Source organism: Nocardia farcinica, from assembly GCF_029867845.1.
Lineage (GTDB): Bacteria > Actinomycetota > Actinomycetes > Mycobacteriales > Mycobacteriaceae > Nocardia > Nocardia farcinica_A.
Genome location: NZ_JARWRU010000796.1, coordinates 1 through 2,095 on the forward strand (window position 1 = coordinate 1; position 2,095 = coordinate 2,095).

2 protein-coding genes are annotated in these 2,095 nt (G+C 70.5%); one reads left to right on the plus strand and one right to left on the minus strand.

What is annotated here, in order from left to right; all coding sequences use genetic code 11:
- Positions 1-163: 163 nt before the first annotated feature.
- Positions 164-1,408: an arginine deiminase gene (gene arcA, locus QH283_RS17450; RefSeq protein ID WP_280504054.1), complete on the minus strand. Its 1,245-nt coding sequence runs from the start codon at positions 1,406-1,408 to the stop codon at positions 164-166.
- A 145-nt stretch (positions 1,409-1,553) separates the two neighbouring features.
- Here arcA and soxR point away from each other — a divergent pair, with 145 nt between their 5' ends.
- Positions 1,554-2,042: a redox-sensitive transcriptional activator SoxR gene (gene soxR / locus QH283_RS17455; protein ID WP_280504055.1), complete on the plus strand. Its 489-nt coding sequence runs from the start codon at positions 1,554-1,556 to the stop codon at positions 2,040-2,042.
- Positions 2,043-2,095 lie beyond the last annotated feature (53 nt).

Here is a 2,095-nt window from a genome sequence, read left to right on the forward strand (position 1 = left end):
CCCCCGCCGGTGCGGGGGGGCCCGCGCCCGCAGGGTGGTGTTGTTGGTGCCCGGGGTCCGCTCGCCGGTGCGGACCGCGGCGAAGACGGCCATCCGCAGCTGTTCGAAGGGCGGCTCGCCGGATTCGGGGTCGATGGTGACGTTCAGCATGTCGGCGTCGTGCTCACACGGTCTCGCGGGACAGGGGACAGGACAGGCAGCGCGGGCCGCCTCGGCCGGAGCCGAGCTCGGAGCCGGAGATGGTGAGCACCTCGACCCCGGCGTCGGCCAGCCTGGCGTTGGTGACCTCGTTGCGCTCGTAGGCGACGACCACGCCGGGCGCCAGCGCCAGGGTGTTGTTGCCGTCGTCCCATTGTTCGCGTTCGGCGGTGACCACGTCCGAGCCGGTGTCGATGACGCGCAGTTTGCCGATGCCCATGGCCTCGGCGGCGGCGGGCAGGAACGGGTCGGGGCCGCTCATGGTGACCCCGGACGGGTCCTCGCGGCCGCCGTAGTCGTCGTCACGCCGGATGGTGAAGGCCTGCAACTCGTCGCGCAGCGCCGGGTACATGACCACCGCGTCGACGTCGACCATGGTGCACACGGTGTCCAGGTGCATGGTGGCCCGGCTCTGCGCGATCGGCACCACCAGCACGGTGTGCGCGAGATCGTCGTCGAACAGGCTGCGGGCCAGCGCCTCCGCGCCGGCCGGGCTGGTCCGCTCGCCGACTCCGACCGCCACCACGCCGGGGGACAACAGCAGCACGTCGCCACCCTCGATCGGGGCGGTGTGCGACTCGTAGGCCCGCCGCACACCGAGGAAGCGCGGGTGGAAGGCGTAGATCAGGTCGGTCAGCGAGGTCTCGCGCATGCGCGCCGGCAGCGCCAGCGAGGTGATCGCCACCCTCGGTCCCACCCAGAACGAGGAGTCCCTGGTGAACAGCAGGTTCGGCAGCGGGTCGATGACGAAGTCGCTGCCGTGGTGCATGCGGCGCACCAGCGAGGTGCCGTCGTGCGCGAAGGGCAGCTCGTCGAAGGTCATGCCCGCGGTGAGGATCTCGGCCAAAGCGGGGGCGGGCACGCCGCGCAGGTGGGCGGCAAGCTCGTCGGCGAGGGTGTGGCCGAGCCTGCGGGCGTCCACGGCGGCGCTGATGCCCTGGATGCGCGCGGCCCCGCTGACCGCGAGCGTCTCGGCGAGCAGGTCGGCCAGCAGCAGCACCTCGACGCCGCGCCCGCGCAGCACGTCGGCGAACATGTCGTGTTCCTGCTGTGCGCGCTCGACCCAGGGGATGCCGTCGAAGAGCAGCTGATCGCTGTTGCGCGGGGTGAGCCTGCGCAGTTCGGGGCCGGGCCGGTGCAGCATCACCGTGCGCAGAACGCCCACCTCGGAGGTGACGCCGTAGCCGTGGTCGGTGCTGCCGTGGTTCATGCTCCGACCGTAATGCGCACACGGCCGGTGAGCACGCCCATCGTGCCGCGCCGTGCCGGAAAGAAACATTTATGCGCATGTGTCCGAAATCATCCCGGGCGTGGGCGAACCCGAAGTATGGTTCACCTCGGAGCGAAGGAGCGTGATGTCGACAGCCGATTGGCGTGCCAAGGAATTGACCCCCGGTCAACTGTCGCAGCGCAGCGGCGTCGCGGTGTCGGCCCTGCACTTCTACGAGCGCGAGGGGCTCATCAGCAGCAGGCGCACCAGCGGCAACCAGCGTCGCTATCCGCGCGAGACGTTGCGCCGGGTCGCCTTCATCCGCATATCCCAGCGGGTGGGCATCCCGCTGAGCGAGATCAAGGCCGAACTCGACCGCCTGCCCGAGGGCCGCACGCCCACCAAACGGGACTGGGAGCTGGTGTCCACCACCTGGCGCGCCGAACTCGACGACCGCATCGAGCAGCTGATCCGGCTGCGCGACAGCCTGACCGACTGCATCGGCTGCGGTTGCCTGTCGCTCGGCGTGTGCAAGATCGTCAACGAGCGCGACCGCCTCGGCGAGGAGGGGCCGGGCGCGCGCGTGCTCGACACCCACGCCACGCGCTTTTGCCGGCCCCAGGCCTGCGACTGAGCCTTGATCGAGTCATGACGACTCTGGAGAGCAAAGCGAAGACACTGCTGGCC